Annotated in this window: 32 protein-coding genes; 17 read left to right on the top strand and 15 right to left on the bottom strand. The window is 70.4% G+C overall.

What is annotated here, in order from left to right; genetic code table 11:
- Window positions 1-119 precede the first annotated feature (119 nt).
- Together OIE13_RS11445 and OIE13_RS11440 are read left to right on the top strand one after the other, a co-directional pair.
- Window positions 120-1,403, top strand: a complete 1,284-nt coding sequence (locus OIE13_RS11445; protein ID WP_326640275.1) for a CoA transferase — start codon at window positions 120-122, stop codon at window positions 1,401-1,403.
- The gene (locus OIE13_RS11440) at window positions 1,400-2,842 is read left to right on the top strand and encodes an amidohydrolase family protein (RefSeq protein ID WP_326640277.1); all 1,443 of its coding nucleotides are present in this window, start codon (window positions 1,400-1,402) and stop codon (window positions 2,840-2,842) included. Before OIE13_RS11445 ends, OIE13_RS11440 begins: the two co-directional genes overlap by 4 nt.
- 56 nt (window positions 2,843-2,898) lie before the next feature.
- Here OIE13_RS11440 and OIE13_RS11435 read toward each other — a convergent pair whose 3' ends face one another.
- The 4 genes from OIE13_RS11435 to OIE13_RS11420 form a co-directional block, all read right to left on the bottom strand.
- On the bottom strand, window positions 2,899-3,717 hold the full coding sequence (locus OIE13_RS11435) for a carbohydrate ABC transporter permease (RefSeq protein ID WP_326640279.1): 819 nt from the start codon (window positions 3,715-3,717) through the stop codon (window positions 2,899-2,901).
- A complete protein-coding gene (locus OIE13_RS11430; protein ID WP_326647098.1) occupies window positions 3,714-4,451 on the bottom strand; it encodes an extracellular solute-binding protein in 738 nt (245 codons plus the stop codon). Before OIE13_RS11430 ends, OIE13_RS11435 begins: the two co-directional genes overlap by 4 nt.
- Window positions 4,363-5,529: an FAD-dependent oxidoreductase gene (locus OIE13_RS11425; RefSeq protein WP_326640280.1), complete on the bottom strand. Its 1,167-nt coding sequence runs from the start codon at window positions 5,527-5,529 to the stop codon at window positions 4,363-4,365. Before OIE13_RS11425 ends, OIE13_RS11430 begins: the two co-directional genes overlap by 89 nt.
- Window positions 5,530-5,732: 203 nt before the next feature.
- Window positions 5,733-6,758: a LacI family DNA-binding transcriptional regulator gene (locus OIE13_RS11420; protein ID WP_326640282.1), complete on the bottom strand. Its 1,026-nt coding sequence runs from the start codon at window positions 6,756-6,758 to the stop codon at window positions 5,733-5,735.
- Between the two features lie 232 nt (window positions 6,759-6,990).
- Here OIE13_RS11420 and OIE13_RS11415 point away from each other — a divergent pair, with 232 nt between their 5' ends.
- The gene (locus OIE13_RS11415) at window positions 6,991-8,010 is read left to right on the top strand and encodes a hypothetical protein (RefSeq protein ID WP_326640283.1); all 1,020 of its coding nucleotides are present in this window, start codon (window positions 6,991-6,993) and stop codon (window positions 8,008-8,010) included.
- On the opposite strand, the gene OIE13_RS11410 is transcribed toward OIE13_RS11415, so the two are convergent.
- The gene (locus OIE13_RS11410; RefSeq protein WP_326829966.1) at window positions 8,007-8,171 is read right to left on the bottom strand and encodes a hypothetical protein; all 165 of its coding nucleotides are present in this window, start codon (window positions 8,169-8,171) and stop codon (window positions 8,007-8,009) included. The two genes, OIE13_RS11415 and OIE13_RS11410, sit on opposite strands and share 4 nt — an antisense overlap.
- Window positions 8,172-8,212: 41 nt before the next feature.
- On the opposite strand from OIE13_RS11410, the gene OIE13_RS11405 reads away from it, so the two are divergent.
- The gene (locus OIE13_RS11405) at window positions 8,213-8,701 is read left to right on the top strand and encodes an NUDIX domain-containing protein (RefSeq protein ID WP_326640284.1); all 489 of its coding nucleotides are present in this window, start codon (window positions 8,213-8,215) and stop codon (window positions 8,699-8,701) included.
- Window positions 8,702-8,790: 89 nt separating this feature from the next.
- On the opposite strand, the gene OIE13_RS11400 is transcribed toward OIE13_RS11405, so the two are convergent.
- A complete protein-coding gene (locus OIE13_RS11400; protein WP_326640286.1) occupies window positions 8,791-9,243 on the bottom strand; it encodes an MFS transporter in 453 nt (150 codons plus the stop codon).
- Window positions 9,244-9,475: 232 nt separating this feature from the next.
- On the opposite strand from OIE13_RS11400, the gene OIE13_RS11395 reads away from it, so the two are divergent.
- Both OIE13_RS11395 and OIE13_RS11390 read left to right on the top strand, forming a co-directional pair.
- Window positions 9,476-10,516 carry an RHS repeat-associated core domain-containing protein gene (locus OIE13_RS11395; RefSeq protein ID WP_326829965.1) on the top strand — a complete coding sequence of 347 codons (1,041 nt, stop codon included), beginning with the start codon at window positions 9,476-9,478 and terminating at the stop codon, window positions 10,514-10,516.
- A gap of 73 nt (window positions 10,517-10,589) precedes the next feature.
- Window positions 10,590-10,937 (top strand): thioredoxin family protein, encoded by a 348-nt coding sequence (locus OIE13_RS11390; protein WP_326640290.1) that lies wholly within the window; start codon window positions 10,590-10,592, stop codon window positions 10,935-10,937.
- A gap of 57 nt (window positions 10,938-10,994) precedes the next feature.
- Here OIE13_RS11390 and OIE13_RS11385 read toward each other — a convergent pair whose 3' ends face one another.
- On the bottom strand, window positions 10,995-11,726 hold the full coding sequence (locus tag OIE13_RS11385) for an ankyrin repeat domain-containing protein (protein ID WP_326640292.1): 732 nt from the start codon (window positions 11,724-11,726) through the stop codon (window positions 10,995-10,997).
- Between the two features lie 116 nt (window positions 11,727-11,842).
- Complete coding sequence (locus OIE13_RS11380) at window positions 11,843-12,931, bottom strand: flavin-containing monooxygenase (RefSeq protein ID WP_326640294.1); 1,089 nt, start codon at window positions 12,929-12,931, stop codon at window positions 11,843-11,845.
- A gap of 57 nt (window positions 12,932-12,988) precedes the next feature.
- Between OIE13_RS11380 and OIE13_RS11375 the strand changes: the two genes are divergently transcribed.
- Window positions 12,989-13,330 (top strand): ArsR/SmtB family transcription factor, encoded by a 342-nt coding sequence (locus tag OIE13_RS11375; RefSeq protein WP_326640297.1) that lies wholly within the window; start codon window positions 12,989-12,991, stop codon window positions 13,328-13,330.
- Window positions 13,331-13,511: 181 nt separating this feature from the next.
- On the opposite strand, the gene OIE13_RS11370 is transcribed toward OIE13_RS11375, so the two are convergent.
- Together OIE13_RS11370 and OIE13_RS11365 are read right to left on the bottom strand one after the other, a co-directional pair.
- Complete coding sequence (locus tag OIE13_RS11370) at window positions 13,512-14,090, bottom strand: hypothetical protein (RefSeq protein ID WP_326640299.1); 579 nt, start codon at window positions 14,088-14,090, stop codon at window positions 13,512-13,514.
- Complete coding sequence (locus OIE13_RS11365) at window positions 14,072-14,410, bottom strand: PadR family transcriptional regulator (RefSeq protein WP_326640301.1); 339 nt, start codon at window positions 14,408-14,410, stop codon at window positions 14,072-14,074. The genes OIE13_RS11370 and OIE13_RS11365 overlap by 19 nt, the downstream gene beginning before the upstream one ends.
- 87 nt (window positions 14,411-14,497) lie before the next feature.
- Here OIE13_RS11365 and OIE13_RS11360 point away from each other — a divergent pair, with 87 nt between their 5' ends.
- The 10 genes from OIE13_RS11360 to OIE13_RS11315 all read left to right on the top strand — a co-directional run bounded on the left by OIE13_RS11360 (window position 14,498) and on the right by OIE13_RS11315 (window position 21,391).
- Window positions 14,498-15,001 carry a hypothetical protein gene (locus tag OIE13_RS11360; RefSeq protein ID WP_326640302.1) on the top strand — a complete coding sequence of 168 codons (504 nt, stop codon included), beginning with the start codon at window positions 14,498-14,500 and terminating at the stop codon, window positions 14,999-15,001.
- Between the two features lie 301 nt (window positions 15,002-15,302).
- Window positions 15,303-16,715: an FAD-dependent oxidoreductase gene (locus tag OIE13_RS11355; RefSeq protein WP_326640303.1), complete on the top strand. Its 1,413-nt coding sequence runs from the start codon at window positions 15,303-15,305 to the stop codon at window positions 16,713-16,715.
- A 48-nt stretch (window positions 16,716-16,763) separates the two neighbouring features.
- Window positions 16,764-17,039 carry a hypothetical protein gene (locus OIE13_RS11350; RefSeq protein ID WP_326640304.1) on the top strand — a complete coding sequence of 92 codons (276 nt, stop codon included), beginning with the start codon at window positions 16,764-16,766 and terminating at the stop codon, window positions 17,037-17,039.
- On the top strand, window positions 17,036-18,304 hold the full coding sequence (locus OIE13_RS11345) for an MFS transporter (protein ID WP_326640305.1): 1,269 nt from the start codon (window positions 17,036-17,038) through the stop codon (window positions 18,302-18,304). The genes OIE13_RS11350 and OIE13_RS11345 overlap by 4 nt, the downstream gene beginning before the upstream one ends.
- A 33-nt stretch (window positions 18,305-18,337) precedes the next feature.
- Window positions 18,338-18,685, top strand: a complete 348-nt coding sequence (locus OIE13_RS11340) for a metalloregulator ArsR/SmtB family transcription factor (RefSeq protein WP_326640306.1) — start codon at window positions 18,338-18,340, stop codon at window positions 18,683-18,685.
- 149 nt (window positions 18,686-18,834) lie between these two features.
- On the top strand, window positions 18,835-18,972 hold the full coding sequence (locus tag OIE13_RS11335; protein ID WP_326640307.1) for a hypothetical protein: 138 nt from the start codon (window positions 18,835-18,837) through the stop codon (window positions 18,970-18,972).
- A gap of 80 nt (window positions 18,973-19,052) precedes the next feature.
- Window positions 19,053-19,397: a hypothetical protein gene (locus tag OIE13_RS11330; RefSeq protein WP_326640309.1), complete on the top strand. Its 345-nt coding sequence runs from the start codon at window positions 19,053-19,055 to the stop codon at window positions 19,395-19,397.
- Window positions 19,398-19,411: 14 nt separating this feature from the next.
- Window positions 19,412-19,873, top strand: coding sequence for a MerR family transcriptional regulator (locus OIE13_RS11325; protein WP_326640311.1), 462 nt, complete (start codon window positions 19,412-19,414; stop codon window positions 19,871-19,873).
- A 541-nt stretch (window positions 19,874-20,414) separates the two neighbouring features.
- Window positions 20,415-20,861, top strand: coding sequence for a hypothetical protein (locus tag OIE13_RS11320; RefSeq protein WP_326640313.1), 447 nt, complete (start codon window positions 20,415-20,417; stop codon window positions 20,859-20,861).
- A complete protein-coding gene (locus tag OIE13_RS11315; protein WP_326640315.1) occupies window positions 20,852-21,391 on the top strand; it encodes a M28 family metallopeptidase in 540 nt (179 codons plus the stop codon). Before OIE13_RS11320 ends, OIE13_RS11315 begins: the two co-directional genes overlap by 10 nt.
- A gap of 53 nt (window positions 21,392-21,444) precedes the next feature.
- Here the strand turns inward: OIE13_RS11315 and OIE13_RS11310 are convergent, their stop codons facing one another.
- The 5 genes from OIE13_RS11310 to arsM all read right to left on the bottom strand — a co-directional run bounded on the left by OIE13_RS11310 (window position 21,445) and on the right by arsM (window position 25,705).
- Window positions 21,445-21,849: an arsenate reductase ArsC gene (locus OIE13_RS11310; RefSeq protein WP_326640317.1), complete on the bottom strand. Its 405-nt coding sequence runs from the start codon at window positions 21,847-21,849 to the stop codon at window positions 21,445-21,447.
- The gene (gene arsB / locus OIE13_RS11305; RefSeq protein ID WP_326640319.1) at window positions 21,842-22,960 is read right to left on the bottom strand and encodes an ACR3 family arsenite efflux transporter; all 1,119 of its coding nucleotides are present in this window, start codon (window positions 22,958-22,960) and stop codon (window positions 21,842-21,844) included. The genes OIE13_RS11310 and arsB overlap by 8 nt, the downstream gene beginning before the upstream one ends.
- A gap of 31 nt (window positions 22,961-22,991) precedes the next feature.
- Window positions 22,992-23,333 (bottom strand): ArsR/SmtB family transcription factor, encoded by a 342-nt coding sequence (locus OIE13_RS11300; protein WP_326647100.1) that lies wholly within the window; start codon window positions 23,331-23,333, stop codon window positions 22,992-22,994.
- A gap of 81 nt (window positions 23,334-23,414) precedes the next feature.
- Entirely contained in the window at window positions 23,415-24,065 is a 651-nt protein-coding gene (locus OIE13_RS11295) for an arsenate reductase ArsC (protein ID WP_326640321.1), read from the bottom strand.
- Window positions 24,066-24,475: 410 nt separating this feature from the next.
- Entirely contained in the window at window positions 24,476-25,705 is a 1,230-nt protein-coding gene (arsM, locus tag OIE13_RS11290; RefSeq protein ID WP_326640323.1) for an arsenite methyltransferase, read from the bottom strand.
- Window positions 25,706-25,719 lie beyond the last annotated feature (14 nt).

Below are 25,719 nucleotides of genomic sequence, written 5' to 3'. Positions count from 1 at the left end.
CGACGCGGTGGCCGGAGCCATGGTCGAGCCCGGCGGCAAGGCGTTCCGTCAGTCCACCGCGAACCGGCCATCGCGAACAAAATATGATCTTTCCAGATCTGGACGTGTATCGTCATAATGTGTCGTTTTATGCCTGCTACAGCCCTCTTGTCCGGCCGGGAAACGGGGCAGCAGCCGATCCGGCGGCCGACTGGGCGCGCAGCGGCGTCGTCGCGCTGACCGGCCGCGAGAGCGGCCCCGTGCTGGTGCCGCCGGGCCGTGCCGCCACCGTGGCGCGGGAGCTGGCCGGCCGTTTCACCGAGTTCACCGGAGTGCGGCTGGACGGCGCCCGGTTGCTGTCGGAGCGCGCCGCCTTCACCGGCCACCGGCGAGGTGGAACCGTGTCGGCCGGAGGCGCGTGCCGGCTGCTGCGCACCGCCGACGGCTGGGCGGCGGTCTCCTGCGCCCGCCCCGATGACCCGGCGTTGCTGGGAGCGCTGGTCTGCGCGGAGGTGGGCGACGACCCGTGGCCGGCGGTCACCGGCTGGCTGCGTGAGCACACCGGTGCCGAGCTCGCCGAGCGGGCCGCGCTCCTCGGCGTCGCCGCCGGCCCGCTCCTGCATCGGGCCGTTCCCCCCATCCCGCTCACCCCGCCCGAACCGGCGGCGCCCCGGCAGCCGGACGGTCTGCTGGTCGTGGACTTCAGCGCGCTGTGGGCGGGTCCGCTCTGCGCCCACCTTCTCGGTCTGGCCGGCGCCCGGGTCGTCAAGGTGGAGACCCCGTGGCGCCCGGACGGTGCCCGAGGCGGGAACGGCGCGTTCTACCGGCTGCTGCACGCCGGACACCGCTCCGTCGTTCTCGATCCCCGCACCCCCGCCGGGCGGCATGCCATGGCCGCCCTGGTCGACGCCGCCGACATCGTCATCGAGGCGTCCCGGCCCCGCGCGCTGGCCGGTTTCGGGCTCGACGCCGAGGCCGCGATCGCCGCCGGTACCGTCTGGATCTCGATCACCGCATACGGGCGCGGAAGCGACCGGGTCGGATTCGGCGACGATGTCGCCGCGGCGAGCGGCCTGGTCGCCCGTGACGCCGACGGGATCCCGCTGTTCTGCGGCGACGCGATCGCCGACCCACTCACCGGCCTGACCGCCGCCGTCCTCGCCGCGACGGCGCCGCCGGACGGCACGGGCGCGCTGTGGGACGTCTCCATGTCCGACGTGGTCGCCGCCACGCTGGATCCCGCCGCAGAAACGCCACCGAGCTCGGTGGCCGCCCGGTCGCGGAACGGCGGGTGGGTCGTCGACGCCCGCTCCGGGCCGGTCGACGTCGCCGTCCCCCGGCGGCGGGCGGCGCCCGGGATCGCGCCCCGGAGCGGGGAGCACACCGCCGGGGTGCTGCGCGAGCTGGGCATCGTGTCCCCGTGACCGGCCTGCTGCTGCACGACGCCGAGCTCGGCGGGCGTACCGGGGTCGACGTCCGCGTCGAAGGCCGCCAGGTCGTCGAGGTGGGCACCGCCCTCGGCCGCCGGCCCAAAGAGGCCTGGTACGACTGCCGGGGCGGCGCGCTGCTGCCCGGGCTCTGCGACCACCACCTGCACCTGCACGCGCTCGCCGCCTGGAGCACCTCGGTGCGCTGCGGCCCTCCCGAGGTGACCGGTCCCGCCGCGCTGGCCGCCGCGCTGGCCGCCGCCGTCCCTGACGGGCACGGGTGGATCCGTGGCGTCGGGTACGCGGAGACGGTCGCCGGCGACCTGGACGCCACCGCGCTGGACCGCCTCCGTTCCGACCGCCCGGTCCGCGTCCAGCATCGCAGCGGCGCGCTGTGGACCCTCAACACCGCGGCCATCACCGCGACCGGCCTGGCCGGGGCCGATCACCCGGGTGTGGAGCGGGACGGCCGGGGCTCCCCCACCGGACGGCTCTGGCGCGCCGACGGCTGGCTGCGGTCCCGGCTGCCGCCCGCCGGTCCCCCCGACCTCGCCCCGATCGGCGCCGCCCTCACCCGCTTCGGCATCACCGCCGTCACCGACGCCACCCCCGATCTCGACGCCGGCGCCGTCACGGCGATCACCGAGGCCATGCGTGGCGGGGCGCTGCCCCAGCGCGTCCACCTGCTCGGTGCCCCGCTGGACACCCCGGCCGGGCGGGAGGGTGACCCCACGGGGCCACCGTGCCCGGCCGTCGGGCCGTACAAGATCGTGATCGCCGATTCCGGGCTGCCCGCACTCGACGAGCTCACCGGCCGAATCCGGGCCGCGCACGCCGCCGGGCGCCCGGTCGCCGTGCACTGCGTCACCCGCGAGGCGCTGGTCCTGCTACTGGTCGCGCTGGACGACGCCGGCCCCCTGCCCGGTGACCGGGTCGAGCACGCCGCGCTCGTACCGGCCGAACTCCTCCCGGAGATGGCGCGCCTCGGCCTGCGTGTCGTCACCCAGCCGGGCTTCCTCGCGCACCGGGGCGACGACTTCCTGCGGGATCTCCCCGAGCAGGACCACCACGACCTGTACCGTTGCGCCGCGTTCGTCCGGGCGGGCGTGCCCGTCGCGCTGTCCAGCGACGCCCCCTACGGCCCGCTCGACCCCTGGACCGTCATCGGCGCGGCGACCCGGCGGCACACCCCGTCCGGGCGGGTCGCCGGTCCGGGTGAGCGGCTCACCTTCTCCCAGGCCCTCGGCGCCTACCTCGCCCCGCCCGGCGAGCCGGGCGGGGCGGCCCGGCGGATCCGTCCCGGTACGCCGGCGGACCTCGTCGTCCTGCGTACTCGCCTCGCCGATGTGCCCGCCGACCCGGAGCCCGTCCTGGCGGTGCTGGTGGGAGGCCGCCTCATCTGGGACAGGCTCGGCGCGGGGGCCGCCGGGAAGTAGACGCCGTACGCCTCCGCCTGGCCTCCACGGACAGCCGACCCGCGTGCGCGTCGAGGTCAGCCCTTCAGGCCGGTGTGGGCCAGGCCCTCGATGAACTGCCGCTGCGCGAGGACGAACACCACCAGCACCGGCAGAGCGGTCATCGAGGCGTCGGCGAGCTGGACGTTCCACATCGGCCCGCTGTAGGCGTCGACGAACTGGGTCAGCGCCTGCGGCAGGGTGAACCTCTCCGGCGAGGAGAGATACACGATGGGTTCGAGGCAGAGGTTCCAGCTGTGCAGGAAGGTGAAGATCGCGACGGCGCCGAGCGCGGGGCGGGCCAGCGGCAGCGCGACCCGGTAGAAGGTGCCGAACCTGCCGAGCCCGTCGACGCGGGCGGCCTCCTCCAGCTCACCTGGCAGGCTGTTGAAGAACTGCCTCATGATGAAGGTGGCCAGCACGCTGGGCGCGCCGAGGATCGGCACCAGGATCAGCGGCCAGTGGGTGTCGGTGAGCCCCAGCCCGTGGAACATCTGGAACAGCGGGACGATCGTGACCTCGCTTGGGATGAGCAGTCCGAGCAGCACCACGACGAAGAGGACGTTCTGGCCGGGGAAGCGGATGCGCGCGAAGGCGTAACCGGCCATGGCCGCCACCGCCATCGTCCCGGCCGTGACGACCAGGGCGATGTAGAGGCCGTTGAGGTACTGGTCCGCGAAGGGCTGCAGCCGGAAGACCTGCCCGTAGGCCGAGATGTCCAAGTCCGCGGGAAGCAGCCTCGGCGGGAAGGCGAAGATCTCACTGACCGGTTTGAACGACGAGGTGACCATCCACCAGGTCGGGAAGACGAACGGCACGCACAACAGGCACAGCAGGCCGTACAGGAGCGTCTTCATCTCATGTCTCTGGGCTTGACCACGCCCTTCTCGATGCCGCCGATCACGACCTGCTGGAGCTGGTCGGGCTTGAGCAGCGGGTTGCTCTTGGCCAGGGTGTCCGCGGTGAGCTCGGAGGCCCGGGGCGGCGGGAAGTAGGCGGCGAGCCTGGCGGAGTTGGCCGGGTTGGTGAAGAAGGCCAGGAAGTCGGCGGCCGCCGCGGCGTTCGCGGACTTCCTGAAGACGCCCAGGCCCGCCTGGCCGATCACCGAGTACTCGCTCTTGGGACCCGCGGGCAGCGGGACGAGGTCCCAGCCGAACTTCGCGTCCTGCGGGAGCGAGGCGCGGGAGATCTGGGTGATGGTCATCGCCGCGTCGCCCGCGAAGAAGTCCGCCGTGGTGCCAGGACCGGGGAACGCCTTGTCCGTGAAGACCGCCCTGTGCAGGAACGTCATGGCCTCGACCATCTCGGGGCTGTCGAACCCGCAGGTCCTGCCGTCCTCACTCCATGCCCGGGCGCCCCAGCGGCCCCACACCGAGGCGAGGTTGTCCCAGCTCTTGTAGTCGAAGTCGCGGATGACCATGCCCGTCTTGCCGGTCTTCGAGGCGACCGCGGCGTTCTGGGCCACCACCTTCTCCCAGGTCCACGCACCGTCCTTAATCATCTCAGCGGGGGTCTTCTGGCCCGCCTTTCTGAGCAGGTCGGTATTGACGAACACCCCGAACGGCGAGGTGGAGAACGGGTAGGCGTACAGCTTGCCCTCGGCCTGCCAGAGCTTGACCGCCGAGGGGGATCTCGAACGGCGAGCTGGCCACGTCTATGTAGTTGTCGCCCCCGGTGGAGGGGTGAAGGTCGATGCGGTACATCCCCACGCCGACCGAGTCGGCGTAGCTCACCGCGCCCTTGTCTCCGCGCACTGCGAGCGACAGGTCCTGCTCGGCCACGGTGTACACGGCGCGGATGCGGCGCGACTCGCGGATGTAGGGGGCCTGGGCCAGGCCGTCGTCGCCACCGCCTGTGACATCGCCCCGCAGGCGCAGGCCGGGAAACCCGGTCCCGCCGTCGAGGCGCGGCGCCTCGGTCTGCAACCAGTACAGCACCGAGCGGGAGAGCTCGCGGGCGGCGGCCAGGTGCCCGGCGGCGTCCGGCACGTCGATGACCGGGCCCTCCAGGTAGTCGATCATCGGCCAGTTGACCAGGGTGATGTCGCTGGCGTAGGCGCCGTCCGCGAAGTTGCGCCGCGCGGCGATCCTGCGGAAGGTCCACAGGTTCGCGTCGCCGGGGTTGAGCCGCTGGTCGGCCTCGACGAGCAGTGGGTCGTCGTCGGGATTGGGGGTGAAGGAGCGTTCCACGATCTCCAGGGTCCTGGGGTGCGGGCAGCGCCCGGACAGCAGCCGGTCCCCCCAGAAGCCGGGCTGGTAGCTCCGCCAGAACTCGTAGGATCCGGGCCTGTCGATGGTGTGGTCGCCGTCGACGTGATCGATCGCGAAGCAGACCGAGACGGCCTGCATGTTCATCGGCTGGGCCTCGGCGGGCGCGCTCGGCTCGCCGGTGTCGCCCTGCGACTCGAACCCCGTCACGTACTCGGTGCCGGTCAGCGGCAGCAGCTCGCCCGTCTCGGTGGCGTCCAGCACGTACGGCGCGACGACCGTGACCTCACCTGCTCCGTCCCGGTGCTCCAGACGGGCCGCCCGCACCCGGTCGCCGTCGATCTCCGCGCCGACTGGCCGGTACGGCTGCAGGACGCGCAGCCGCCCCGAGCCCCGGTACGGCGTGAGCATCGCCTCGATCACCGCGACCGCGACGCGCGGCTCGTGACAGAGGCGGCTCACGTGTCCGGCTCCGGGGTTCAGCTCCCGCCAGGCCCGCGACCGCTCGGTCAGCGGATAGTGGTCGCGGTAGCAACGGTGCGCCCGGCCCTCAGCAGTGCCAGGGCGGCGGCGACGCCACCCAGTCCTCCGCCGACGACCACCGCATCCGCCGATATCTCAACCACGTCGGGGGCCTCTCCCATCATTCTTCGATCAGCGTTCGATCAGCTTGGAATCGGTGCGAGCGTGGATCCCTCGACCAGCTCGCAGGCCAGCAGTTCCTGTGGTGTCCCCCCGCCGCTCTCCAACAGCTCCGCCAGCAGCTCGACGGCTCTGCGACCCATCTCGCGGCGGGGGATGCGGAACCCGGTAAGGTCGACGTGGACGGGCCTGGTCGGAGCGCCCAGCGCGAGGATCGACAGGTCTCCGGGGATCGCCAGACCCCGTTCGCGCGCCGCGTGCGTGATCGCCAAGGCATCGGCGGGTTCCTCGACGAAGGCGGCGGTCACCCGGGCCGCCGACAACTCCTCCAGCAGTTCCTCGGAGGTCCTGCCGGTGACCTGCACGTGCACCCCCTCGGCTCCGACCGCGGCCACGGCCTCGCGGAAGCCGCGCATGCGGTCGGCCGGTGACTCCGCGCCCGCTCCCGCGCCGACGTAGGCCAGCCGCCGATGGCCGAACCCCGCCGCCCGGTCGACCAGGGCGCGCACCGCGGGCGGGTAGTCGGCGCCCACGTACGGCACCGGCGCGCCGGCGTCGTCGCGGCGGCCGATGGAGACGAAGGGGATGCCTTCGGCCAGCAGCCGGGCCAGGTCGTCGCGGTCGACCGTGCGCCCAAGGAGGACGCAGCCGTCGGCCAGCCGCACCCGGCTGTCCTCGTTGAAGATCCGGCGCCGCTCCCCCACGGCCCTGGCGCTGGTGAACAGCAGCAGGTCACAGCCCATCTCCTCGGCGCACTCCTCGATGCCGAGCAGGAAGGGGTGGTAGAAGTCGGCGCTCGCGGTCGGGAAGACCGCCTCGTAGGTGAAGACGCCCAGGATGCGGTTGCGCCGCTCGGCGAGCCTCCGGGCGACCGGGTCGGCGACATACCCGGTCTCCCTGATCACCCTCAGCACCCGTTCACGTGTCTCCGGGGCGATGCGTACCTCGGCGTCGGTCCTGTTGTTGAGGACCAGCGACACGGTGGTCTGGCTCACCCCCGCGATGCGGGCGATGTCCTGCTGGGTGAGTCGGCGACCGGGAGCAGTCACGATCCGTAGCTTCCCATCTGGTGATAATGCGCATTAGCGGAGTCGGGTCGTCATCTTGCAAGCGAACACGCGCCCCTGTCAAGAGCGCGGCGCCGGGACCGTTCCGAGGAAATCTCACCCGTGATAATTCGTATTAGTGCCTTGACGGGCGAGCACACCTGGCCGAACCTTTGCGATCAGAGAGATTTGCTCACCATCACTCACCGTGAAAGTCGTCGCGAAGGGATCGCCGATGACCGAACCTCTCCTGGACTGCCGCGGGCTGCTGCGCGCGGCGGTCGGCGCCGGTGTGGCCGGCGGCCTCGGCCTCGGCCTGCCCCAGACGGCCACGGCGGCGATCGTGGACACGTCCGCGTCGACCCTGGCGGGACCCGCCGGTTTCCCCACCTACCAGTACATCGGCACGCCGTTCGCCAAGGCGAGCCTGCGCTACAACCCGACCAATGAGCTGATCTTCCCCTGCGTCCGGGGCGTGTACGACAAGATCACCAGCCCGCTGGGGCGCTACTACCTCTACTACGCCCCGCACGACGCGCCCGGCGGCATCTGCCTGGCCTACGGCAACTCGCTCAGCGACCGGTTCACCGAGTACCCGAACAACCCGATCGTCTCCAACAACTGGTCACCGCACTACTCGGTCAGCCACGTCTCCTCACCGCACATCATCTGGAACCCCGACAACCGGCAGTTCTACCTGTACTTCCACGGCGAGAACACCACCACCCGGATGGCCTGGTCCACCGACGGCGTGCATTTCACCTACCACGGCAGAGTGCTGCACACCGGGGTCATCCCGGGCACGACGGAGACCTCCTACGCGCGGGTCTTCGAGCACACGGTCCCCGGGCTCGGCAACAGGTACGTCATGATCTTCATGGGCGTCACCAACGGCTCCCGCAAGATCTTCTGGGCCTGGTCGTCCACCGGCAAGAACTGGCAGTTCGACCCGACCCCGCTGGTCTCTCCCGGCCCCGACGGGCAGAGCGACATCGCCGCACCTGCTCTCCTCAAGCGCAACGGCACCGCGTACGTCGTCTACCACGGCAACAGCGGGAACATGTTCCTCACCGAGGTGGGCAACTCATTCGATCGGGAGGTCCATCTCGGCGTCTTCCACCGGCCCCTGGCCGGGGCTCCCGACAGCGGCCGCAGCGCCGCCGCCTCCTTCGGCACCGACGGCGGCGTGGAGTACATGTTCTACGAGGCCGGCCAGCGGAGCCGGTCGACGATCGCCGTCGCCCGCGCCGTCTAGCGCGATACCGGGCCCGCGACCATGGCATCGGCCAGGCTCACGGCCGATGATCGCAGGTCACCCAACCGGATGAGGCGTTTCCTGACGAAACCGCCGGAGAACGCCTCACAGGCGGCCTCCTGACGGTGACGGCCGGGTGAGTGGTCGATCACATGTGGCATGACCGGGTGCTTCGCGACCGTTCTGCTCTAGTCTCACGATCGTGACGATCAGGAACTCGCACTGCTCCTTCTGCGGTGAGGCCTTCACCCCCGGCCAGACCTGGCCGCGCACCTGTGCCGGCTGCCGGAACACCTCCTACCTCAACCCACTCCCGGTCGCGGTGATGGTGCTGCCGGTGGACGACGGCCTGCTGGCGGTCCGCCGCGGCATCGAGCCGCACCGGGGCGGGCTCGCCCTGCCCGGCGGCTTCATCGACATGGGCGAATCCTGGCAGCAGGCGGCCGTCCGGGAGCTCCGCGAGGAGACGGGGGTCGTCGTCGGGGCGGACGACGTGCGCCTCCTGGACGTGCTCAGCGCTCCCGACGGCACCGTGCTGATCTTCGCCTTGGGGCCGAGGACCGACTCGGCCACCCTCCCACCGGTCACGCCCACAGCCGAGACGACGGAGTGGCTGCTGATCGACGGGCCGCGAGAGCTGGCATTCCCGCTGCACACCCGCATCGTGGCGAGGCACTTCGCCCCGGAATGATCATCCGCCCCAGCGCGGCAGGCAGCCCCGCAGGCGATCCGCCACCCGGTGGCCCCGTGGGATTCCGCATCACCGTTCCGGCTGTCTGCTCAAGTGGTGGGCGCGGAGTGGGTATCGGCGTCGATGGATCGGTGCTTGGTCTCGCCGATGGCCAGCACGCACACGGTGCTGATCAGGCCGAGGACGGCGAGGTAGTAGCCGAGGCTGATGGCGCCGTACTTGGCGACCAGTGGTTGGGCGATGATCAGCGGGACCGCGCCCCCCAGGATGCCGGCGAGGTTGTAGCCCATGCCCGCGCCGGTGTACCGGTAGCGGGCATGGAATATTTCGGGCAGGTAGGCGGCGCCCGGTCCGTAGGGGATGCCCATCACCACCATCAGCAGGCCGAGCGCGAGGAAGTACGACACCGCGTCTCCCGGCTTCATGATGAGGAACGCGGCGGGGCCGGCGACGATCGACAAGACGGTGCCGATGAGCATCACATTGCGGCGGCCGATCAGGTCGGAGTAGTAGGCCGAAACCGCCCCCGGAGGCGCCGTCACCGCCTACGAATGGGACGCCTCCGGTAACCGCACCAAGGCCGGGGCCGAGACCTTCGTCTACGACCAGCGCAACCGGCTGATCTCCGGCGCCGGAGTCGACTACACCTACACCCCGCGCGGCACCACCGCCACCGAGACCAAGGCCGGCGTCACCCGCAACCTCGTCTTCGATGCCTTCGATCGGCTCGTCAACGACGGCGACGCCTCTTATGGCTACGACGCGCTGGGCCGGATGATGTCGCGCACCAAGGGTGCCGACCAGCAGCGCTTCACCTATTCGGGTCTGGAAAACGACATCGTCGCCGTCAGCGACGGCGCAGGCGCTCTGCAGGCCAAGTACGGCCGCGACCCCTTCGGTGGCCTGCTCAGCCTGCAAGAAGGCACCGGGCCGGCCCTCGGAACCATGACCGACCTGCACGGTGATGTGGTGGGCACCTTCTCCGGCACCGCCCTGGTCGACTCGGTCGCCTACGACCCATTCGGAACCGTCACCCACCGCTCCGGTGCCCAGCGCGCCCTCGGCTATCAGGGCGAGTACACCGACCCCGATACCGGCAAGATCAACATGCACGCCCGCTGGTACCAGCCCGGCACCGGCGCCTTTGTCTCCCGCGACGACTGGACCCTCAACCCCGAGCCGTCCGTTCAGGCCAACCGCTACACCTACGCCAACGCCAGTCCGCTGGTCGGGATCGACCCAACAGGACACCTGCCCTTCTTGTTGGCGATTCCTGCTTGGAAGCTGGCCGTTGCGGCTGTGGCTGCAGTCGGCGCATTGACAGCGGCTGAACATCTCAGACGCAACCCGGTTTACACCCGAGATTCCTCACCGCCGACAACCACAACGGCCACCAAAACCACTTCCCGCGCTGACGACATTCCCTCCAGAAGAACTGCTAAGACCTCAACGATTACCCCGCCCACTCCGAAGCGCACCCCGACGCCTCCGAAGCCCACTCCGAAGCCCACCCCGAAGCCCGCCCCGACGACCCCGAAGCCGATCCCGGTGCCGGTGCCGGTGCCGACCGCAGATGAGAACTACTGCAATGGCGTTGCATCACGGCCGGCCAACTTCGGCGGCTGCACTAATACCACAGAAATCGGCAGCGTCGGCAGTATCACCGGAGGAGGCGGTGGAGTTCCGTGTGAGGTATGGAATCCCGGAAACTGCGGCAGCGATGGGACTTCCTGTAACACGGTTGGCTTCGTGTACTCCAGATCGGTATTCGGGTTGATCTTCATCTCAGTTCTGTGCCGGGCAAGTTTGGCCTGATTGAGGGCCTACCACGCTCTCGCGGAGCAGGCGCCCTCGGTGACTCCCTGGCGCGCTGGAGCCTCTACCGTGCATGGTGACCGTCATCCGCCCGATCCTGCAGGAGGCCTGCATGCTGGAGCTCACCGTGCTGACCGTGCAGGACTGCCCGAACGCGGCTGTCCTGCACGAGCGCCTGACCCAGGCGCTGGCCGGGCACCCCGGAGCGTCGATGATCACCCAGCACGTGATCGACGATGAGGTGTCAGCGGCCGCGCTGGGCATGCATGGCTCCCCGACCTTGCTGATCAACGGCGTCGATGTGTTTGCCTCGGCGGGCACCCCGACCAGTGTGTCGTGTCGTCTCTACCGCGACGAAACCGGCTCCACCGGCGGCGCGCCCTCGGTGACGGCCCTGCGCCGAGCACTGGAGCAGGCGTGAAGCCACGCAGGTGCCGCCCCGATTGCGGCCGTGCTCGGGAGGGGGCCAGCCCATGTCTCAGGTGAGGTCGGCCGTTGAGCGTGCTCCTTGGGTGCGCAGCCAGGCGGCGAGGTCGGCGGCGCCGGTGCGCAGGGCGGCGTCAAGAGGCGTCAGATCGTCGTAGCCAACCCAGTTGATGTCCGCGCCGCGTTCCAGGAAGAACTGCGCGGACGCCCGCTGGCCGCCGTGGCAAGACGACCACAGGCCATGGGTGATCGTCTCGGCGTCCGGCTGCCGTCCGCCGGTGAAGTGCGTGATGATGCGGTCCATCAGACCGAGGGTCGCCGACTCCCACAGCGTGGTGGACGCGCCACGCTCCACCAGGCGGCGGGCGGCGTTCCACTGGCCGAACGCGCACGCGTCGGTCATCGCGGTACCGCCGGTGCCGATGCACGACCCGGGAGCCTCGATGTCCGCGCCTGCGTCCAGGAGCGCGTCCAAAACCGGCACGTCGTCGCTGCTGGCCGCCCAGTGCAGCGGCCTCTCGGTGTGGCCGCCCTCGAACGGGGCGTTCAGGTCCGCGCCGGCTGCGACCAGAACCGCCACCGTCTGCGGGCCGTTCGGGTAATGGCCGGGCCAGTCGGTCACCACATGCAGCAGAGTCCGTGACATGCCGCCCTCGTCACCGAGCCGGACGGTCGCCAGCCCAGGATGAGTCTCCAGCAGCCTCCGGAGCCCGGTGGTGTCGCCGGAGTGAATCGCCTTCGCCGTCGCGGCCGCGACGGGGTCCTCGGTGTCCAGATAGGCCATGGCCCCATACTGCCGGGTCGGGCGGTGCGAGGCAGCTACCGCTAATTTCTGCCCTCATCTTCCCCAGAGGCCGATGGGGCGTTCTCGGCGGCGGAGAGCTGGGGAGGTGGCCTTCGTCATACGCCCGCCCGAAAGCGGCGGGTGTTGAGGTGGGTTGTGAGTTTGCCGGTGAGGTGGCGGGCGTCGCGGCCTACTCCGCGCAGGGTGTTGGAGGCGGGGGTGCGTTGCCATTCCAGGCCGAGGAAGCCCAGCCCGGGATGGGTGGTGGACAGGCCCCGGTCATGGCGCGGGTGGCCGCGCTCGTCCAGGGCGCCGAGCCCGTTGAGGTAGTCGAGGTTGGGCCGGTATCCGGTGGCGAGCAGTACGACGTCGACGGGTTCGCGGCTGCCGTCGGCCCACACCACGTCGCCTTCGTCGAGGCGGGTGAATATCGGGCGCCGATCGAGTCGGCCGTCGCGTAGTGCCTGGCGGTAGGCGCCCTCGTCCAGGACGGGGACGGTGGGCGGGGTGGTGACCAGGCGGGCGGGCAGGCGGTCGAAGCCGGTGAGGGTGAACCAGAAGTGCAGGTCCTTGCCCAGGGGGCGCTGGTCGACGAAGCGGATCGGCGTGCGGGTGGCCAGGGTCACCGTGGTGGTCTCGGCGAGTTCGTAGGCGATCTGCACGGCGGAGTTGCCGGCGCCGACCACGACGACGCGCCGGCCCGCGTATGGCAGGGGGCCGGTGTAGGCGGCGGCGTGCAGGATCTGGCCGGTGAAGCCGTCGCGGCCCGGCAGGACGGGCAGGTGAGGACGGTCGAAGGATCCGCTGGCGGCGATCACGGTGGGCGCGTTCAGTGTGCTGCCGTCGGCCAGATGCACGGCGAAGCCACCGCCCCGGGCACCGCGATGGGTGTCGGCTTCGACGGCGGTGACGCGGGCGCCGGTGCGGATCTCGGCGCCCCCGCGGCCGAGATCGCGGGCGTAGCGGGCCAGGTAGTCGACGACCTCGTCGCGGCGGGGGTAGCGGTCGGGATCACCGCCGAAGGGAAAGCCGGGTAAGGAGCTGTAGCGGGCGGGTGAGAACAGGGTGAGGCTGTCGTAGTAGCGGCCCCAGGAGCCGGTGGTCTGGTCTGTTGCCTCCAGGAGCACCGGGGTCAAGCCGGCGTCCAGAAGAGCCCGGGTGGCGGTCAGTCCGGCTTGGCCGCCGCCGATGACGATGGTGTCCATGAACCGGGATCGTATCGTCAAATCAAGAAATGACAATATGACGGATAGAATCGCTCCATGGAGACGGGAAACACCGACATCGAGCTGACCGACGCCGCGCGTGGTTTCCTCAAGGCGATGGCCAGCGACACCCGCCAGCAGATCCTCATGCTGTTCGCCGGCGGGATCGAGCTGACAGTGGGCGAGGTCGCCGAACGGATGGCGCTGGCCCAATCGGCCACCTCAACTCATCTGGCGACGCTTCGCGACGGCGGGGTACTGAGCGCCCGGCGGGAGTGGAAGACGGTCTACTACCGCGCTGATCCCGGCCGGATCGGCCAGGCCCTGGCCGATCTGCAGCTCAGCTTGCAGGCGTGTTGCCCGCCGAACGCCTGCACCTCGGACGCCGCCTGCGGGTGAATCCCGGCTTGCCGGCACGTCGACATAGATCGGCCGATCACAGTCGCAGGAATTCCGTGCAGATCATCGGCGCCGGCGGCATAGAGCGCGATGATCCCAGCGGCGTCGGCCACCGAACTCGGCATCGAGCCGGTCACCGCCCTGCAGCTGGCCGCCTTCGCCGGTGAGCGACGCGACGTAGTTATGAGGCAATGACCGCGGGAAGCCTGCGCGCGACGGCCAGAATCCGGATCGCACTTGCCGGTACGACTACCGCCATCGGCCACACCGGCACCGGCGTCATGACCGCGATCGCAGTCAGCATGAGCACGTCAAGGACGATCAACCCCAGGACGCTGCCGATCATGGCCAGGCGCGTTCGTCGATAGGCCAGCTTCTCCCGGACCACGAAGAGCAGGGCGCACACGATCGTCACGAGTGCCGCACCGTAGGAGATCTTGGCGAAAAGCGGCAGGGGCCAGGCCCACGCGCCCGCCGTGAGCAGTGTGAAAGCCCAGGCGGCGGCCATGAGGGGGCCGGTGAGGAGCAGGATGAGGGCGGTGCGCCGCCACGGTGATTCACGCAAGAAGGCTGCCGTGACCATGTCGGCGTCGCCGAACTCCGCGATGGCGGCCCGTGCGGCTTGCGCGGGATCGCCGCAGGCGTCGAGATGGAGTTCGTAGGCCTCCTCGAGCCCGTCGGCGAGCTCCTCCACCACCTGGGCGGGCAGCCGGGCCGCGAGGACGTCGAGCTGGGCCGTGATCAGGTCGTGGCCGGCCATGGCCGTGCCCCCAGCGCCGCGGTGACCGCGCTCGCGAACTCCTGCCAGTTGGCCCGCTCACCGCCGAGCGCCGCACGTCCGGCGCTGGTGAGTTCATAGCTGCGGCGTCGCCGGCCGGCGACAACCGACCAGCTCCCGAAAATCAGTCCGGCCCGTTCCAGGCGGTGCAATGCCGGATAGACGGTGCCGGTGGGCAGATCGATGCGCCCCTGCGTCGCTTCCCGAAGGGCTTCCCTCACCGCGTACCCGTGCATCGGCCCGCTCTCCAGCGCGGCGAGCAGCAGGCCGTCCAGATGTCCTTTGAGCGCTTCGGCCCTCATAGGTAGTAACGCTATATCGGCTCTTCCGCCCAGGCAATCACCGGAGTAGCGTCGCTATATATAGCAACACTACGCATGGAGTGCGGCATGGACGAGATCACCGTCTTCGGCCTCCCGGTCCCGGACGCGGGGCCGGTTTTCCTGGCGGCGCTGGCCGTCCATGTCGTCGCCGGTCTGGTCTGCGTGATCTGCGGTGCGGTGGCCGCGCTGTCGCGCAAGGGCGGCGCCCGGCACCTGCGGTTCGGCCGGATCTACATCTGGGGTTTGGCGATCATCTTCGCCACGATGACGATCTTGGCGGTGATCCGCTGGCGGGAGAACGCCCACCTGTTCGCCATCGGCTCGCTGGCCTTCACCGCAGGCCTGGCCGGCCACCTGAACCGGCGGCGCCGACCGCATGTCCACATCATGGGGATGGGGCTGTCCTACGTCGCGCTGCTGACCGGCTTCTACGTCGACAATGGCCCCAACCTGCCACTCTGGGACCGGCTCCCCGCCTGGAGCTACTGGGTACTGCCCAGCCTCATTGGACTTCCGCTGGTCGCCCGCGCGCTCAAGCGCGCCCTTCCTGCGAGGCGGACGACACCGTGATCTTCAAAATAACACTCTCCTGATTTGACAGATTTCGAATCAGTGAGGCAACCTATCTCTTGATTCGACACTCTTCTAATCAGGAGGTGTGGGGTGTGCTCTGTTTCGCCAGCCCGCCAGCCCGCCAGCCCGCCAGCCCGCCAGCCCGCCAGCCCGCCAGGACGTTAAGCCGTCACGTTCGACACGCCCCGCCTCAGAGGGGTGAGGCGAGCCGCCGCGCTGACGGAGTCAGCGCTCACGTCCATAAGCCTGTCGATCCACTGGTCCTTGACGATCACTACGCGTTTTCAGGAGAAGAGCCATGAGTGATGGATGCTGCGGCCCGGCCGCGGTCGAGATCGAGCAGTTTCTCGCTCCCGCGCAGACCGATGCGCTGCCGATCGTGGTCATCGGGGCGGGCCCGGTGGGCCTGGCCGCCGCGGCGCACCTGGCCGAGCGCGGCCTGAACTTCCTCATCTTGGAGGCCGGGCAGCAGGTCGGCGCCTCGGTCGCCCAGTGGAGCCACGTGCGGGTCTTCAGTCCGTGGCGCTACAACATCGACGGCGCCGCCCGCCAACTGCTGGAAGCCGATGGCTGGAGCGCCCCGGATCCGGACTGGCTGCCCACCGGCGCCGAACTGGTCGAGAACTACTTGGCTCCGCTGGCCAAGCACCCGGCCATCGCGCCCCGGCTGCGCCTCGGGGTGAAGGTGACCGCGATCAGCCGCCTGGGATATGACCGGGTCCGCAGCACCGGCCGAGACGACGTCCCCTTCCTGCTGCGGCTGTCCGATGGTGAAGAGCTGCGGGCCAGGGCGGTCATCGACGCCTCGGGCACCTACACCACCCCCAGCGTGCTGGGCGCGAGCGGCCTGCCCGCCTACGGCGAGCACGAGGCGGCCGCGCGCATCGACCACGCGCTGCCTGATGTGCTGGGCGCAGACCGCGAGATCTACCAGGGCAAGCACACCCTGGTCGTCGGGGCGGGCCATTCGGCGGCCACCACGCTACTGGCCCTGGCAGAGCTGGAGGACACCCCCATCACCTGGGCGATTCGCGCCACCAACGCCGACCGCACCTACGGCGGCGGCGAGGCCGATGCCCTTCCGGCACGCGGCGCGCTGGGCACCCGGCTGCGGGCGCACGTCGATTCGGGCCGCATCACCCTGATCACCGGCTTCTACACCCACTCGATCACGGAGAATGGCGGCCAGGTGACGGTGATCAGCCGCGACCCCTCGGGCGCCGAGCAGTCGGTCACCGTCGACCGCATCGTGGCCGCCACCGGCTACCGGCCCGACCACTCCATCGCCGCCGAGCTGCGCCTGGACCTGGATGCGATCCTCGGCTCCACCCGCGCCCTGGCCCCGCTGATCGACCCCAACCAGCACTCCTGCGGCACCGTCCCCGCGCACGGCGTCGACGAGTTGACCCACCTGGAGTCCGGCTACTACGCGGTCGGCGTCAAGAGCTACGGCCGCGCCCCGACGTTCCTGATGGCCACCGGATACGAGCAGGTCCGTTCCGTTGTCGCCGCGCTGGCCGGCGACTGGGAAGCCGCCCGCGACGTGCAGCTGGACCTGCCCGAGACCGGCGTGTGCTCCTCGGGGCTGGTCGAGGCACAAGAGCGGCGGGTCGGTCTGGCCACCGGGATCAGCGGCGGCCTGTTGGCCACCTCGCTCCCGCTGGTCACCGTCGGCGGCGGCGATGGCGACGGTGGTGGCTGCTGCGGCTGACCACCTGCCATCGACCAGCGCCGAAGCCGCACCGACAAGGAGCTTCAGATGTCTGAGGGATACCCCACCGCCGCCCAGAGGGAAGTCTTGCGCCTGATCTGCGAGCACGGACCGATCGACACCCACCGGCTGGGTGAGTGCCTGGTCGCCGCCCGCGGGCCGAGCAGCAACCCCACGTTCGCCCCGGCGATCGCCCGGACGGCTGGACCCTTGGCCTGGCGGCTGCACGTCCAGGGGTTCATCGCCGAAGACCCATCACCTGGCCGCTGGATGACCACGACCGATGGACGCCGGCTGATCGGCTGCGCCGGGACGCTTCGGTGAGCTCCGCCGCTGAACCCGCCACCGAGGCTGCCACTGAGGCCGCCGCCCCCGCTCCCGGGGGTGGCGGCCAGCCGCGTTCGGGGCGCGGCTGGCGGATCGTCGCCGCCCTGGCCGTCACCCAGACCATCGGCTACGGCGTGCTCTACTACGCCTTCTCCGTCTTCCTCACCCCGATGACCGCCGACCTGCACGTCAGTAGCGCCCAGGTCGCGGCCGCGTTGACCGGCTCGATCCTGATCGCCGCGCTGTGCGCCCCGCTGGTCGGCCGCCTGCTGGACGCCCGCGGCGGCCGGGGCCTGATGACCGCGGGATCGGTCATCGGCACGCTCGCCGTCCTGGCCTGGTCGCAGGTTGAAAACTTGGCCCAGCTGTACGCGGTCTTCGCCGCGATCGGCATCGCCTCGGCGATGGTGCTGTACGAAAGCGCCTTCGCCGTCATCGTCAGCTGGTTCGACGGCCCCGACCACAGCCAGGGCCATGGCCGGGCCAACGCCCTGCTCGCGCTCACCGTCGTCGCCGGGTTCGCCTCCACCATCTTCCTGCCACTGACCGGCCTGCTGGTCGACGCCTACGGCTGGCGCACCGCCCTGGTGGTCCTGGCCGCGATCTACGGCGTGGCAGCGATCCCGCTGCACGCGCTCGTCGTACGCCGCCCCGCCCGCGCCGGGCGCCGGGCGGCCACAACCCGCGAGCGGGCCGAAATCGTCAAAGCCGCCACCCGCCGACGGCCGTTCTGGCTGCTGGTGATCGCCTTCACCGCCAACGGCGGCGCGGTGGCGGTGATGGCCGTCCTGCTCATCACCTACCTCATCCACCTGGGTCACTCACCGGTTCTGGCCGCCACACTGGCCGGGCTGCTGGGGGTTTTGTCGGTGACCGGCCGCCTGCTCACCACCGGCCTGCAGCGCCGCCTGCCCGCCGCCCTCATCGCCGCCGCGATCTTTGCCCTGCAGGGCGTCGCCGCCGCGCTGCTCCCGCCGGCCGGGCGGACGGTGCCGGGCGCCATCGGCTGCGTGCTCGGATTCGGGCTCGGCTTCGGCATCGCCTCCATCACCCTGCCGCACCTGCTCCTGCAGCGCTACGGCACCAGCGCCTACGCCTCGCTGTCGGGACGGGTCGCCGCCTTCTCCGTCGCCGACAAGGCGCTGGCTCCTCTCGGCGCGGTCGCGCTGGCCCAGGCGGCCGGTTACACGTGCGTGATGGCGGCCGTGGCGGTGGCCTGCGCCGTCGCCGCGTTCGCGCTGGTCGCCTACCACCGCGTATGATTTAGACGAACGTCGAAGCAGGGGAGTTGCCGTATGACCGCCACCACCGCCCAGTGCTGCGCGCCGATCGCCCGCGAGCCACTGTCGGAGGATGACGCGGCCGACCTGGCGGTGATGCTCAAAGCCGTCGCCGACCCGGTCCGGCTGCGCCTGCTGTCGATGATCGGCTCCCACGCGGGCGGCGAGGCGTGCGTGTGCGACCTGACCCCCGCCTTCGACTTGAGCGGCCCCACCATCTCCCACCACCTCAAAGTGCTGCGGACGGCCGGGCTGATCGATTCTGAGCGCCGTGGCACCTGGGTCTACTACTGGATCGTCCCGGCTGCCGTGGCCCGGCTGGGTGCGCTGTTCACCCCGCTGGCCGAGTCCGCGAGCGTGTGAGCCCGCCAGCGCCAGGGGAAGCGGCCGGTCGGCCGTGAGGCGGGCGGGCCATGCCTGATGGTGCGGCCGCCCCGGCCTACGGCGCCTTAGTGTTCGCCCCGCGGTGAGCGGGGCCTCACCGTTAGCGGCCCCGCCCGGCCGACCGGGCGGTGGCCAAGGATCTGGCCGCTGAGATCGCCGCTAAAGTCCGCCCTCAGCTGGAGATGGTCATCCGTCATCATGTGGACGGCGCCGCTCCTCAGCTGGCCCGCGATGCCGTCAACGACATCGCCCGCGATCTGTTGTGAAGGCTGCGGAGAGGATCGGTCCGGATTTTGGCGCTTGGGGGCTTGCATTCGGTACCTGGGTACAGGCTTACCGTCGGGGTATGACACAGAACATCTCCCTTGAACAGGGATGGGCTCCTGCGGCGTGCACGCTGCCCACCGCCGAGCAGCCGCTGCGGGTGGCTGAGTTCGATGCCTTGTTCGCCGACGCGGTGCAGGCCATCGCGCGCCCGGAGCGCACCCGGTTGCGGCTGGAGCTCGTCTTCAGCCCGGAACACGCCGCCCAGGCCGCCGGGCTGACGGCGCGGGAGAACGGCTGCTGTTCCTTCTTCACCTTCACCCTGACCATCACGGGCGGCCACCTGGCGCTGGAGGTCGCGGTGCCACCGGAGCAGGTGGAGGTGCTGGACGCGCTGCAGGCCCGCGCCGCAGCAGCCACCGCCTAAGCGGGGCTGCCGGTATGAGGCAAGACGTCATGCTGCAGGGCTCGGGCGGCCCGTACCTGCGCAGCGGGCAGGTGGCCGAGGCCGCCGGGGTCAACCCGCAGACCTTGCGCTACTACGAACGCCGCGGGCTGATCGCCGAACCGGCGCGCAGCCCCGGCGGGCACCGCGCCTACCCGCCCGAGACCGTCACCCTGCTGACCGTGATCAAAGTCGCCCAGCGGCTCGGCTTCACCCTGGAGGAGGTCGCCGAGCTGATCGCCACCGGACGGCGCGGCCACCCCACCCCCGACCTGCGTGCCCGCGCCCAGGCGAAGATCGCCGAAGTGGACACGAAGATCGCCGACCTGGCCACCATCCGGGGGGCGCTCAGCGCGGTGGTCTCCGCTGGTTGCGACAGCCTGACCAGGTGCACCTGCCCCGACTGTCCCCTGCCGTTCGCCGACCTGGCCGCGAACCGCACCTCCGAGGAGAGCTGATCGACGTGAGTACCCACCACGACCACCGCACGCCCTCTACCGTGCCCCTCACCGCATCGGCGCCCTGGTCTGCCTGGCCGATGTCGCGGTGATCATGTACGCGCCGCGGGGGTGATCCCGGGACCAGCGCTTTCCAAAGGAGAAGAAGGCTCCATTATTTAGATACTCTTCTAACTTGACGCTTCTCTAATCAGGGTGAGACGCTGCTCCTACTTAGATGAATGTCAAATCCGAGTGGGGTTTGCGCGGCGCCAAGACACCTGCCGCCACTCCAAAAAGGGGAGCACATCATGGCAGATCAGCGCGCGGGCGGATTCATCGGGAACCTGCAGGAGGCCTTCGCTCCGCCCGCGGCAGGAGGATGTTGCGGAGGTTCCGCCCCTGCCACCACCACGCCCGCCTTCGCCGACGCCGCGGCGGTGTCGTGTTGCGGAAGCACAGCTGAGGCCGAGCAGGCGGCTCAGAGCGGATGCTGCGGGCAGGCACCGGTCGCGGCGACTCCCTCAGGTAGCGCGGCCGGTGGCGCCGCCGGGTGCTGCGGATGAGCTCTCCGCCCTCCACCCCTGCGGTCTCCCCGCCCGTGGCGGCGGAGATGGTCGAGGATTTCGGCCTGGCGGCCGCGCTGGAGCAGGTCAGCGCGCAGCGGATGCTCGCCTGCGTCGAACACCTGGCCGACGAGGCCTACGCGGGCCGGCGGGTGGGCACCCCCGGTGGCCGGGCCGCCGCCTCCTGGCTCGCTGAGCAACTGGCCGGGCTGGGCGCCCAGGTGCGGCTCGATGCGTTCGACGTCGCCGAGGTGCGGGAGCTGTATCGCACGCCAGCACTGAGCTGGAGCACCGATACGACGGTCCGACAGCTGGAGCATCGCCGCGATTTCGTCGAGCACCTGGCCAGGGCATCAACGTCCACGGCCACCTGCCGATCGGGGAGGACGCCGCGGACGAGGCGATGGCGCGGGACCCGGAAGGTGGGCCGCGGGTGCTGCTGAGCGCGCACTTCGACGGGGTGGGTGATGACCCCGATCGTCGCCTGCCCGCCGCGGCCGACAATGCCTCCGGGGTGGCCGCGGTGTTGGAGGCCGCCCGCGTCCTGCGTGCTTCGTTGAGAGCGCCGCTGAATCTGTCGGTGTCCTTCCTGGACGCAGAAGAGACTGGCGCATGGGGTTCGGCCCACCACGCCCCTGCTGTGGCGCCGGACACCCAGGCCATCAACCTGGACGGAGCCGCGCAGCTGCACCAGGCGGCCGCGGTCGAGGCGGGCGGCCCGGCCCATGGGCTGCTGTCCGTCTTGGACCAGGCCGGGCGCCGCACCGGGGTGGCGTTGCGGGCCGGGGCGATGGCCTCGGACAACCGCCGCTACGCCGCGCACGGTTTGGCCGCGATCGGCATCGGGATGGGCATGCCCGGCTACCAGACCCCCGCCGAAACCCCCGAGCGCGTCGAGCCGGACACGCTGCTGGCCGCCGCACGATTGCTGGTGGCCACCGTGTGGCTGCTGGCCGAGGCGCCGCAGGCCTAGCAGGGGCTGCCCCGCCCCGCCTGGACCAGGCGGGGCGGGGCAGCGGGCGGTGGTTACTTGGTGTCGAGCTCGGCGATCAGTTTCTCGATGCGGGCTCGGATCTCATCACGGATCGGCCGGACGGCCTCGATGCCCTGGCCGGCAGGGTCGTCGAGCTTCCAGTCCTCATAGCGTTTGCCGGGGAAGAACGGGCAGGCGTCCCCACAGCCCATGGTGATGACCACGTCGGAGTCCTGGACGGCCTCGGTGGTGAGGATCTTCGGCCTCTGGCCGGTGATGTCGATGCCGACCTCGGCCATCGCCGCCACGGCGGCCGGGTTGATGTTCTCGGCGGGCTCCGAGCCCGCGGAGCGGACCTCGACGCGATCTCCGGCCAGGTGGGTGAGCCAGCCGGCGGCCATCTGGGAGCGTCCGGCGTTGTGCACGCAGACGAACAACACGCTGGGCGTATCAGGCATGAACCGATCCCTCAGAGGTGGTGGAGGTGGTGGTGGTGAACAGGCGGCGGCCCCAGAGGCTGACGTAGACCAGCGCCACCAGGACGGGCACTTCGATGAGCGGGCCGACCACCCCGGCCAGGGCCTGGCCGGAGGTGACGCCGAACACGCCGACCGCGACCGCGATGGCCAGCTCGAAGTTGTTGCCCGCCGCGGTGAAGGCGAGCGTGGTGGTGCGCTCGTAGGTCAGGCCGATCGCCCGGCCGGCCAGGAAGGAGCCACCCCACATGAGGGCGAAGTAGGCCAGCAGCGGCACCGCGATGCGGGCCACGTCCCCGGGCCGGGAGGTGATCGTCTCGCCCTGCAGGGCGAACAGGATGACGATGGTGAACAACAACCCGTACAACGCGATCGGCCCGATCCTCGGCAGGAAGCGCTCCTCGTACCAGTCGCGGCCGCGGGCGCGTTCGCCGAGCGTGCGCGACAGGTATCCGGCGGCCAGGGGGATGCCGAGGAAGATCAGCACGTACCAGGCGATGTCCCAGGCCGAGACCTGCAGAGCGGTGCCTTCGCCCAGGCCCAGCCAGCCGGGCAGGACCTCGAGGTAGAACCAGCCGAGCACGCCGAAGGCGACCACCTGGAAGACCGAGTTGATCGCGACCAGGACGGCGGCGGCCTCACGGTCGCCGCAGGCCAGGTCGTTCCAGATCAGCACCATGGCGATGCATCGGGCCAGTCCGACGATGATCAGACCGGTGCGATATTCGGGCAGGTCGGGCAGCAGCAGCCAGGCCAGCGCGAACATCAGCGCCGGGCCCAGCACCCAGTTGAGCACCAGGGAGGCAAGAAGCAGGCGACGGTCGCCGGTGACCGTATCGAGGCGGTCGTAGCGGACCTTGGCCAGCACCGGGTACATCATCAGCAGCAGGCCCAGGGCGATCGGCAGCGAGATCTCACCGATCCTGACCGTCTCCAGCGCGGAGTTCAGGCCGGGCACCAGGCGCCCCAGCAGCAGCCCGGCGGCCATCGCCAGGCCGATCCACACCGGAAGGAAGCGATCCAGGGTGGATAGGGCGCCCATCACGCCGCTCTGGCTCACGACGGCCGGGGTCGGGGACGGGGTTGAGGACATGGATCTTCCCTAACGGTGCAATGGTGCGCGGTCAGACGGTGGCGGGGGTGTTCAGCAGGGCCGACAGCTCGGTCAAGGTCTCGGGGACCAGGCGGTAGTAGACCCAGGAGGCGCGCCGCTCGGAGGTCAGCAGCCCGACTTCTTTGAGCACTTTGAGGTGGTGACTGATGGTGGGCTGGGACAGCTCGAAGGCGCCGGTGATGTCGCACACGCACACCTCGCCGCCCGAGTGGCTGGCCACGATCGACAAGATCCGCAGCCGGACCGGGTCGCCCAGGGCCTTGAACACCGGGGCGATCCCGGCGGCTTGCCCGGCGTCCAAGGGTTCGCGGACCAGCGGCGGGCTGCACTCAAGGATCTCCAGCAGCTCCATCAGACCTCCGGACATAGATGCTTATCGAAGTCATGCATTGTCTATATTGACAGATGTCTATGAGTGCCCGGTGTGCGGGGGTCAGCTGACCGGCACGCCGAGCTCGTCAAGGAGCGCGCGCACCCGGCGCTCGATCTCGTCGCGGATGGGGCATACCTCCTCGGCGCTCTTGCCCGCGGGGTCCTGCAGTTCCCAGTCCAGGTAGCGCTTGCCGGGAAAGATCGGGCAGGTGTCCCCGCAGCCCATGGTGATCACGACGTCGGCGGCCCGGACGATCTCCTCGGTCCACGGCTTGGGGAACTCCCGGGAGATGTCGATGCCGCGCTCGGCCATCGCGGTGATCGCGGCCGGGTTGATCTCCGTGGCGAACTCCGAGCCGCCCGACCAGCCGACCGCGTGCTCACCGGCCAGATGGGAGAAGAAGCCCAGCGCCATCTGGGAGCGGCCGGCGTTGTGCACGCACAAGAACAACACGATCGGCCGCCCGTCGCTTTTGCCCTCGACGCGGGCCAGGGCGTGCAGCCGCTGGCGGGCGAACCGCTCGGCCAGCAGCGGCAGGAAGTTGGCCACCGCGGCGCGGGTGGCGAACTGGTCGTAGCTGGCGTGCAGGAACCGCTCGATCGTCTCGACCGAGAAGGTGCCGGCGAACTCCTCACCCAGTCGGCGGGCCGCGGTGGCGATGGCCAGCTGCTGGTCGATGGTCAAGTCGTCGCGCTTGTCGGTACTGGTCATCGCTGGCTCCCAGGGCGTCCGCTTATGGAATCGATGAGTGTCTAATTCGACTCTTGCTGATATTGGCATCTATCGATCCCAGCGTGGGTAAACGGCGGATGAACAGCAGACGTGCACCTTTGCCCAGGCCTGAGGGGCATTGGCCCGCGCTACGGGCGTGCGGCCCGCAGGTCACACGGTCGTCGGACATGCCGAAAGTCCCGCCCTTAAGGGCGGGGCCTTCGGTTCAACGTGTGCGTACCGGTGTGCAGGTCGCCTCTCGGCGAAATGCGCAACGCGGCTCCAGCCGAACGGTATTCCGCGAAGGCGATAGGTGAGGCCCGGGGACACTGGGCACACCGGCCACGAGATGCACGACCACCACCGGCCGCCGGATGTTCCCGCGCCTCACTCCCGGCCTGCCTCGGGGTTCATCGCCCGACGGTCGTGCTGCGCCGCTCCATCATGACCACGTCGCGCCAGGTGCCGTGGTGGCGGCCGACGCGCTCGCGGGTGCCGACCACCCGGAAGCCGAGCGCCTGGTGCAGGGAGAGGCTGGCGGCGTTCTGCGGGAAGATCCCGAACTGGATCGTCCAGATCCCGGCGTCCTCGCTGGCGGCGATGAACGCGCTCAGCAGGGCCCGGCCGATCCCATGAGCCTGGCAGCCGGGATGGACGTAGACGCTGTGCTCGACGACTCCGGCGTAGACCGCCCGCGCCGACACCGGTGAGGCGGCCACCCAGCCGACGACCTCACTGCTGTCGGTATCGACGGCGACGTAGCGCAGATGTGCGAGCCTGCTCGAGGTGAAGCCCTCCCAGCTGGGGGCGACGGTTTCGAAGCTGGCGTGGCCGCTCTCCAAGCCCGCCCGGTAGATGGTCAATACCTGCTCGGCGTCGGCGTCGCGCATCGGCCGGATCTCCAGGCCGGGCGAGATCGCGGGCTTGACCGCCTGGATGATCGCCGAGTGGACACCGTCGCCGTGCTCGGCGGTCAGCGTGATCGAGGTGGCCACGAAACCAGTCGCTGCCAGCAGCTGGCGGTACTCAGCGACACTGAGCGAGCCGACGACGCAGCCCACCCGATGTTCGGTGGCCGCCCGCAGCTCAGGATCGAGGGCGCCTTCGGTGACGACGTCGCTGAGGCCCAGGCGCCCGCCTGGCCGCAGTACCCGGAAGGTCTCGGCCAGCACGGCGGCTTTGTCGCTGGACAGGTTGATCACACAGTTGGAGATGACGACGTCGACCGCGTGATCGGGCAGCGGAATCGCCTCGATCGCGCCGCACATGAACTCGACGTTGGTCGCGCCCGCCTCGCGGGCGTTGCGCCGGGCCAGCTCCACCATGTCCGCGCTGGCGTCCAGGCCGTAGACCTTGCCGTGCGGGCCGACCCGGCGCGCCGACAACAAGACGTCGATGCCGCCCCCGCTGCCCAGGTCGAGCACGCTCTCACCCGCACGCAGCGCGGCGACGGCGACCGGGTTGCCGCAGCCGAGACTGGCGCGCAGCGCGCCCTCGGGCAGGCCCGCGGTGTCGTCGTAGCCGGCCGCGCCGAATCGGCCCCGTTCGAAGGCGTCGGCGCCGCAGTCGGCGACGGTCTCACCGGCCAGTGCCGCGCGGGCCAGGCCGGAGTAGCGGGTGACGACCTCGTCGTGTTCCATGAACGTGCTCCTAA

Origin of the sequence: Streptosporangium sp. NBC_01810 (genome assembly GCF_035917355.1) — a bacterium.
GTDB lineage: Bacteria > Actinomycetota > Actinomycetes > Streptosporangiales > Streptosporangiaceae > Streptosporangium.
The sequence above is the reverse complement of the archived record's forward strand: the minus strand, read 5'-3'. Positions and strand labels throughout refer to the sequence as shown.